The following is a 9,213-nucleotide window of genomic DNA, read 5'->3' as shown; positions in this document are numbered from 1 at the left end:
GAAAGGAAAGAGAAGAGGGAGGGGGGGCAAAGAAGGGGGAAGGAGAGAGGGGAAAACCCGAGAAGGGGCAAAAGGGGCGGGGAAGGGAGAGGGAGAAGGAGGGAGAAGAGAAGGTATGGGGCTAATGGGATAGGGAGAGGTGAAACGGAACGGGGGTGGAGAGGGAAAAGGTGGTCGTCAAAGGTGGAAACGGGTCCTGGACCGCAGGGACCGGCGGGTCCACCAGCGTCGACTTCAACCTGGACCAGACCGCCATCGCCGACGGCAGCAGCTTCAGCGCCACCGTCACAGCCCATAACGCCGTGGGGGCAAGGGGCTGGCTCGACCTCTTGGGAGTGGGGGCCTGGCTGCCGGTCGCTGGTTCGCCTGCCGGCCGGCCATGCCCTATGGTCCCATGCGCCTTGTCTCTATCCCCGGACTGGTGGGTGCCGTCGGAGAGCTGGGTGGCATCGCCCATGGCTGCCTGCCCCCAGGGGATGTTCAGTCCGCGGAGTTGGTCGGTGTCGGTCAGGCCCTCCTGGTCTTCTGGCATCTGGCCCATATCTTCCTTCATCTTCTCTCCCTTCCTTCCGACGCTGCATCTGTTGGATCTGTCGACATTATGTATCTATGGTGCATCATCCGCCCGCACCGACTTTCGGTGGGATGGTCCAGTGCTGTTCCAGACCGCTCCCTGCCGGCGGGGCGAGTGTGGCTGCTGGGGCTGGCTGGATGGGGCCGCTGGTGGCAATCGGCATCGCAGTCCGCAAGGCCAGGGGTTGGAAGCCCCGTTGATCCCTGAGTCCCTGCCCGCGATAGACTATGGGCAGGAGGGGGCCGGAAGGCGATGATGCCAATGGCGACAGGGGTGTCGGTGGCGCGGGGCTGCCGGCTATGGGCTCCTCGGCTGAGGTCGCGTCGAAGTCCGGGTCGCCATTGGCCACCGTGATGTACATCTTGTAGTCCGCGCCACCGTTCAGGGGCAGGCCGGGCTTCGACGCCGTGTCCAGATCTCCTTGGCCCGGTGCCCAAGGGTAGCTGTACTTGTTGCCGCCCAGGGTGATGACCATGCTGATGGAGGTACCCGGCTGGTCGTAGCTGGTCACTGTGCCGCCGCTGATGGTCAGGTGGGCGCGTTTGCTTGGGTCCTCATTCCAGGCCACCTGCGGTGTGTTGATCCGGGCTTTGACCTTGTTGACCACGTCGCCATTGCTGGGCTGGGCGGGGGCCCCGGTGTGGCCGTTGAAGTTCTGGCTGACCGAAGGCGAGCAGCTCTGCCAGGGGGCCAGGGCAGTGGTGAAGCTGGTTGCGGTCACATGGGGGTGGGTCCGGCCTGCGGCCAGGATGGTGAAGTCGTCGGCCTGGCCGTCCTGCTCCCAGGTCACCGTGCAGGAGCTGCCCTTGCCAGGGTTGGCGACCTGGACATTCTTGGGCTGGTGGATGTCATAGGTCGGTGTGATTTGTGCGCTGTTCCCCACTTTTCTGACCCCGGCGCGCTCGCTTTCCACCTGCACGCTGACGGTCAGAGGGGTGAAGTATTGGCTTTTGGCGATGGTGAAATCATGGGAGGTCGCCGAACAGGCCAGGGTGGACACCGAGGAGCCTTGGGAGACCGTGATGGACCGGCAGCCGGCATTGTGCAGGTTGCCCAGCTGAAGGTCGGCGTGTATCAGGTCGCCCCGCTGGCTGAGGGTGATGCCCGGCTTGTCGGGTTCGGACCAGGGCACCACGGCGGCGCTGGCGGCGGATGCCGGGCCGTCACCCACGGCGTTATGGGCTGTGACGGTGGCGCTGAAGCTGCTGCCGTCGGCGATGGCGGTCTGGTCCAGGTTGAAGTCGACGCTGGTGGACCCGCCGGTCACTGCGGTCCAGGACCCGGTGCCACCGGTGAGGACCACCGTGTACCTGTCCACAGCCGTTCCGGTGAAGCTGGGCCTATCCCAGGAGACCGATACCTTCTGGTAGCCGGCCTGCGCCCTGACCCTGCCCGGGGCCGTGGGCACCTTGTCGGGCTTGCCCCTAACGGGTGCGGAGGGCTTGGACCAGCCGACCTCGTTATGGGCCTTGACGGTGAAGGAGTATTCCTGGCCGTTGGTCAAGCCGGTGATCTGGCAGGAGGTCACTGTTCCACATGATGTGGAGCCGCCGCCCCATTCGACCAGATATTCGTCGATGGGGCTGCCGTTGGCCGAGCCCGGGGTCCAGCTCAGGGTGATGGAGCTGTCCGCTGGCTGGCCGGCCACGGGGGAGAGGAGGGGCTGGTCGGGCTTGTCTACCACGGAGACCCTGATGCTTGCGGTCACTTGGCGTTCCACCGATTTGGTGTCGTCCTGGACGGCCACCAGCACCGTGTTGGAGGAGGCGCCGATGTTGGGGGCCGCCGAAATGGAGATGGTGCCGTTCTGCTGGCAGTTCACCTTGAGGCCGGACGAGTCGCCGGAGCTGCAACGCACCGCCTTCAGGGAGCCGTCAGGGAAGGGGTTGAAGGCCTGGTCGAAGAGCCTGACGCTCTGGCTGGAACCCGCCTTGAGTCTCAGGGCCTGGTCGGGCACGCGGGCCAGGGGGCGGTTGGACTGGACCACCCGGGCCGTTATGCCGGCTGAAACCATGCCCTTGCCATAGTTGATGGCCACGGGAATGCCGGATACCTCGCCGGGTCTGGCGTCCCTACTGGCCTTGAGGGTCAGTTTGCCGCCGGCTGTGCAGGAGGCAGTGACCGACCCCTGGCCACCGGTGCAGGAGTATGTGTACTCCTTCTCGTCCTCGTAGAGGCTGCCAGGGGAGTGGGTCAGTGCCTTTAGGTCGATGGCAGTGGCCTCCTCGCCAGCCGTCACGTCGACGGTGGTGGAGGAGAAGGTGGGCGGTGGCATGTTGCGGCCGATGACGGTGATGGGCAGGGTCAGGACCGCCGAGTTGATGATTCGCTTCTTGTCTTTGTCTCGCTTGCCATCAACGGCGGTGAAGGAGATGGAGGCCGGGCCGGCGTAGTCCTTGGGGGCGGTGAAGCTCAGGGTCTGCTCGTCCTTATAGAGGTCGCTGTTGGCCGCCTTGGTGGCTGTGACCGAATCGGGCGATTCCACGGTTGCCATCTTGCCGGCACCCACCCGTACGTAGTCGGCGATGTTGATGGTCAGGCTCTCCCTGGCGTTGACCTTCAGGGCCGGAGCCTTGGGCCGCAGGGTTGGTGGGAAGACCCCGTAGGCGGGCACCTGGATGAAGGCTGTCGAGGTGACCTTGTGGGTGGTGTTGGTCACGGTGTAGGGCACGGCACGGGCCTGGTCGGTCAGATCCACCGAGATGACCCGGGACTGTGCGCCGCCCTTGACCCGGGCGTGGCCCGTTGCGGAGGAGTCCACTCCCAGTTCCAGTTCATCGGCGGTGCCCGAGGGGTTGGCTATCCAGGGTCCCAGGTCCACGTCCACGGTCCTCTTGTCAATGGTGGCGGAGGCTGGGATCCGGTAATCGTAGGCGGTGGGCGGTTCGATTGGGGCGGAGGGGTCGGTGGTGATGGTCAGGGTGGCCGTATCGGTCAGTCCCGCCTTGTCATGGATCCGGTAGACCACATAGCTGGTGCCTGCCTGGGCTGGGGTGGTGAAGGCTATCGTGTTGCCGACGACCCTGGCCTCTTCGATGCCCTGGGCCTGTATGTCCTTGGAGACGGTCAGGTCGTTGTTGTCGCCGGAGATGTCGTTTTGGGCGACGGGCACGGTGGCTGCCGTGTTGGGCTGGAGCACCACCTGGTCGTCGCGGGCGTAGACCCCCGAATCGGAGGCCCCCTTGAAGATTCCCACCCGAACCTGCGCCTGGGCCCGTTGCCCGGTCCAGTCCTCCACCGCATACGAGAAGCTGTCGGTGCCGGAGGAGTCCGCGTAGGCCTCGTAGACCAGGTAGTTGGCGCCGACCTCGCTCACCCGGCCCAGTTTGGGCACCGTGTTGCCCAGGCCCTGCAGCACGTCATCGTCACCATCCTGGTCGATGCCGGTCAGGGTGATGGGTATGCGGACCTTCTGGCCGGCCGCCACCTGGGCCTGGGTGTCCTTGGGGGTGGGGGCCGGCTTGTTGTCGGGGTTCTTCTCGTGCACGGCAATGGTCACCTGGGCGGAGGCGGCGTTGCCCAGATTGTCGACCACCGTGTAGGTCAGCTGGTAGCTGCCTGGGGTGTCGGAGGCCTGGTAACGCACGCTGTTGCCGGAGGCGAAGGCCAGCCCCTTGAAGGTCTTGGGGTCGGTCTGCAGGTCCTGCTTGAGCTTGACGGTGGTGCCGTCGGCATGGGAGACATGGTCCAGAACCTCGGTGGACACGATGCCGCCGGTACGCACTTGAAGGTTGATGTTGGAGGCTTTGGGTGCTGTTCGGCCGGTGGACAGGGCTGGTGGCTGCAGGATGATGGAGCCCTTGCTGGACCCCGCGGCGTTGGCGACCGTGTAGCTGATCGTCACCGGTTTGGTGGGCACCTGGCTGGCGGTCAGGTAGACACGTTTGTGGCTGACCAGACCGGTCCTGATCCCCAGGCTGGGGTCGGCCGTCACCGAGGTGACCGACAGGACCCCGCCCATGGGGTCGACGTCGTTGGCCAAGGGTTCCACAATGGCAGTCCTGTCGGCCCCCAGCAAGGCCACATCGTTGGCGGCTATGGGCTTGGCGCCCTCACTGGAAGCCGGCTGTACCTCGATGCGGGCCAGGCCGGCGGCCTCCACGGCCCCCTGCATGACCGTGTAGGGCAGATAGTAGGTGCCAGGTTTGCCGGTGCGGAAGCTGAAGGTCAGGTCGGCGGCGTTCATGGAGACCGTGGCCCCGTCCGTGGCCGTGACCGAGCCCAGGGTGGCCGGCTGGATGGAGCTGCCGTGTATGTAGGGCTTGAGGTCCACAGTCGTCTCCACATCGGGAACGGCCTGTTGGACCACGCCGTCAATCTGGGCGGGCAGGGTGTTGGCGGGGCGTACGGAGAAGTAGACCAGTCCGCTTCCTGTGGCCTGGCCGTCGGAGACCGTCAGCTCGATGCCCACCCGTCCGGCCGACATGGAGCCGGCGTGGAAGACCAGTTGCCCGTCGGCCCGGGTGGAAACCACCACCTGGTCGCTGTTCTGCGGGGCGGCGGAGACCAAGGTCAGTGGGTCACCGTCCGGGTCGCTGAAGGACCCCAAGGCGTTGGCGGTGAAGGAGGCGCCTTGCTCCACGTCGTATTCGGGCGGCATGTCGGTCTGTCTGGGGGCGTGGTTGTCGCCGTTGCCGGTAAGCCTGATGGTGACCTTGGCTGTGGAGCTCTGCCCCCTGCCATCACTGATGTCGTAGGTCACGCTCGCGGTCCCCGCCGAGGCCGAGGAGGCGTCTAGTTGCAGATAGCGCCCGTTGTATACAGGGGAGACGCTGATGTCGGCCCCGGCTGGCGGGCTGACCTTGCTGATCTGGAGGACCGAGCAGTCGGTCTGCTCGTCATTGCGCAGCACATCCAGGATCTGCTGGCCGCCCACCCTGGCGCCGAATCCGTCGTCGTTGGCCTTGATCTGGCCTGACTGGGCCGAGCAGGTCTTGTTGAAGTTGCGGTGGTTCTTGGCCGACTTGTCGTCCTGGTTGCGCTGGTCGGTCTTCTCGGTCTGCAGGGTCTTCCACTGGATCTTGATGACGTCGGTGGAGTCCTGGGGGTTCCAGATGTTCCCATTGAGCACGTCGTTGAGGACCACCAACCGGTGGTTGGTGCGGAAGACCAGGTCCGAGCTGGCGCTCACCGACTGGAGGGTCTTGAAGGGAGCAGAGGTCTGGGCGGCCTGGCATAGGCTGATGTAGTTCCGGGCCTTCTGGGCCCATGCCCCGTGGACGCAGCCACTGGTGGATACCGGCTTGGCGGCTTCGCCCATGCCAGTGGTCATCAGGCTGGAGACCTCCTGGTTGCCTGACCTGAGAGCCAGTGTGTAGATGCCTCGGTTGTCGGCGGCGGCAACCCACCCCTGCTGCTGGTCGTCGGTGGGTGGGGCCTGGAGCCTCAGCCTGGTCTTGGACCCGGTGGTGGCCTGGCCACCCTTCCAGATGATCCGGCCTGAGCTGGTCAGGACCGGCTGGTCGCCAATCACGGTGAAGTCGTCGGCCGGCTCCTGCCGCTGGTCGCTCAGGGACCCCCACTGCCTGGGCTGATGTGAATCCGGCTGGTCAAGGACCAGTACCATGCCGTCGCTGGGCCGATAGCCGTATACCCTGCCGTCATGGCTGACCGCCATCTTGCCCCCTGTGCCCAGCTTCATCTGGGGCCGACCTGAGGACGGGTCCAGGGTGTTCAGGTCGGCGGCCTTGCCGGCCCAGAGGTCGCCGGTCCTGGTGTTCAGAAAGGCTATGCTGCCCCCGCCGATGGCGCTGAGTGTCGAGTCCTTGGTTTGGGCCCTGCCGTCGGGTGCCAGGGTGGACTGGTCGATCCGTGTGGCCTTGACGCCCTCATTCAGCACCGTGTCGCTGCCCTGCTGGATAAGGTCGAAGCGGTTGGCCTGGGAGGTCAGGGCGCCGGTCGTGTCCTTGATGCGGACATTGAAGCGTGCGGCCTTGCGGTCCTTGAGCGAGGTGACCCAGACCGTGCCGTCGTCCAGGTGGACCTGCTTGCGGGTCACCGATGAGATGATGATGGCGCCGGCGACGATGACGAGGAGCACCAGGAGCACGATGATGGGCATGGTCCAACGCCGGCCGGCCAGACTGCTGATTCGTCCAGCCAAAGGCCCTTGGGGTGCCCGGCCCTGCCGCCACCGCCGCTCATGTCCTGCTCCGCTCATACCGCCCTTTCCTATCAGCCTCTTCCGGTCCTTGCCGCTGCCGATAGTTTGGCTCCCTTGGCTCCCGGACCGGCCTGGGGCGGGCCCCTGCGCCTGGTCCTCCCAGTCCATCACGTCCGGCCGGCAGGTGCCGATCCGGCAATGCGAGACCTTTCGTACCAGCTTACCCAAGGGGGCCAATCCCCGATCAGTCTGCCGGCGGCGATGGAGGCGGTGCGCCGATCAGGACTTGGTCACGCAAGCGGTGGCCGGGTTGTCCGACATCTGACCATTGGCTCGGACAATGCTCACCTGAATGCAGATCTGCCCTGGCTCCGGGTGCTGTATGGAGACTGTGGGTGTGTTCACGATGGAGAGCTGGCCTGGTGCGGCGCCCGCTTGACTCTGGGAATCCTGCCCACCCTCCTCGTGCACCAGTGACCAGGCGTAGGAGTCGCCCGCGCGGGGGGCGGGATTGGACCAGCTGAAGCTGGCGCCCTGGTCGTTGGCCTGGCCGGTCAGGCCTTGTGGGGCCGGAATCCTCACCGAAGCCAGATCCTCCTGGTGGCTCCCCTCCTGGTGGGAGCCAGCGGCCTTCCGGTCGTCGCCCAGGTCGCCGGGCCCACTGACCTGGGCCTGCTCCCTGGCTGGCTTGCTGTCCATGTTGGGCAGGACCAATTGGGTGAAGGCCAGGGCGATGGCTGCGATGTCGATGGCCACCACCCCTGCGATGATCCAAGCCTTACGGTGATGGCGACTGGACCGCTGGCCTCCAGACAAGGCCACACCCCGGCTTCGCCCGCCGGCTTCGGCCGCCCATGTGCCAGCGTGGCTGTCGGAGCCCTTCCTGCCGGCCAGCAGTGCCGGTGGGTACTCGTCCACTCCCTCGACCACCAGCGGTTGTGCCTGTCCGTAGCAATCCTGCTGGGTCTGCTGCAGGGCCCGGGCAAACTCCAGAGCGGACCGGTAGCGGTCATCAGGGTCCTTGGCCAGGGCCTTGGCCAGGCAGCGGGTGATGACCTTGGGTACTCCGGGGACGTCCAGGCTTGGCAGAGGGCGATTGATGATCTGGCCCATCAGCTCATCCTGGGTTTTGGGCTGGTATCCATACTCGTAGGGGGACCGGCCGCTCAGGCAGGCGAAGAGCGTGGCCCCCAGGGAGTATATATCCGCGGATTCGGTGCCGTTGCTGTGGCCGGTCAGCACCTCCGGAGGGGCCCAGGGTATGGAGAAGCCCGTCCGGGCCTTGGTCTGGTAGATGGTGGTCGAGATGCCGAAGTCCGAGAGGAGGGGCTGTCCCTCCTGGCCGATCAGGATATTGCTGGGTTTGATGTCCCGGTGGATGATGCCCTTGCGGTGGGCCTGGGCCAGGGCTGAGGCCAGTTTGACCCCCAGGTCCAGGGTCTGCTCGCCGGTCCGGGGACGTTGGCGGATCAATTCCTTGTAGGAGCCCCGGGGTGCATAGTCGAGCACGAGGTAGCCCAGGCCCTCGGCGCTGATGCCGGTCTGGTGGATGGTCAGCACATAGGGGTGCTCGGAAAGCTCGGCCATCAGGTCGGCCTCACGGCGCAAGGCCTGGGTCTGGTCCTGGTCCAAGGGGTTCCTGCCGACCTTGACCGCCAGCAAACTGCCGGGCTCGCGCTGCCGGTAAAGGTAGACCATGGCAGCCGAACCGCGACCCAGCAGCTGGACGAAGTCATAGCCTTCAATGGCTGGTACGGGAGCGGTGCCGCTGGTCATGGTTTCCTCCTCTATGTTCATCAACCATGCTAGCGAAGCGGCCCTATGCGACCGGCTGGCGCTATGGGTGTTGGCTTGCGGTGTGTCCGGTCTTGCAAGAGGGTGGTCTATTGGCAAATGGTATGAAATGGGGCCGTACCAACCCCCAGTATCTGGTGCGGCCCCGCTGTTTGTTTTCTGCCCGAAGGCAGAAAACATCTTGCTGATCGGCTAAGGAATGCCGCCGATCAAGTCCATTGGTGTCGTTGTTCGGGCGAAGCTTGCTTGCAGCTTGCGCCGACGGTACTGGGATGGCTTGAGGGACCCCGCCAGGCCGGCAGGGAATCCTGCGGGCATGGCGCTGGCGAAGGTACGCCGCTGGGGGCGTATAGGGTGTTGTGGGCGACCAGCCACGCAAGTGAGGGGTGAGGGGCCGTGCTCCCTGTTGTATGGGATGTGGCCAAGACGGCTGGGGGCACAGCTGGCAGCTGATGGGAGTGCCGTGTCGTGTGTGTATTCGCTGGGTACATGGAAGGAGAATGGGTCAGCGCTTTCGCGGGGGGGGGGGGGGGGAAAAATGCATCTTATACCCAGCCAACACTGGGGTGGGGCAGAGCCAGGGCAGCTTTGTCCGCGATGTTTTCCACCCCTACGGGTCGTCAGATGCGATCTTCGTCCTGCGCGCTGTGTAGTGCCGCCGCCGTGCTGCGAGGTACAACCCGATATGCGTTTGGTGCGCACGTACGGCGCAGTCGTGTAGTCGTCGTGCTCACATTAGTGT

3 protein-coding genes are annotated in these 9,213 nt (G+C 65.4%); all 3 read right to left on the bottom strand.

The features are described from left to right. Positions 1 to 121: 121 nt before the first annotated feature. The 3 genes from CRD60_RS08170 to CRD60_RS08160 all read right to left on the bottom strand — a co-directional run bounded on the left by CRD60_RS08170 (position 122) and on the right by CRD60_RS08160 (position 8,453). A complete protein-coding gene (locus tag CRD60_RS08170; RefSeq protein WP_113860784.1) occupies positions 122 to 553 on the bottom strand; it encodes a hypothetical protein in 432 nt (143 codons plus the stop codon). Between the two features lie 64 nt (positions 554 to 617). After that, entirely contained in the window at positions 618 to 6,734 is a 6,117-nt protein-coding gene (locus tag CRD60_RS08165) for an Ig-like domain-containing protein (protein ID WP_113860783.1), read from the bottom strand. 222 nt (positions 6,735 to 6,956) lie between these two features. Beyond that, the gene (locus CRD60_RS08160) at positions 6,957 to 8,453 is read right to left on the bottom strand and encodes a serine/threonine-protein kinase (RefSeq protein WP_161522225.1); all 1,497 of its coding nucleotides are present in this window, start codon (positions 8,451 to 8,453) and stop codon (positions 6,957 to 6,959) included. Between the last annotated feature and the right edge of the window lie 760 nt (positions 8,454 to 9,213).

The sequence above is a fragment of the Bifidobacterium aemilianum genome, from assembly GCF_003315635.1.
Taxonomy (GTDB): domain Bacteria; phylum Actinomycetota; class Actinomycetes; order Actinomycetales; family Bifidobacteriaceae; genus Bifidobacterium; species Bifidobacterium aemilianum.
The sequence above is the reverse complement of the archived record's forward strand: the minus strand, read 5'-3'. Positions and strand labels throughout refer to the sequence as shown.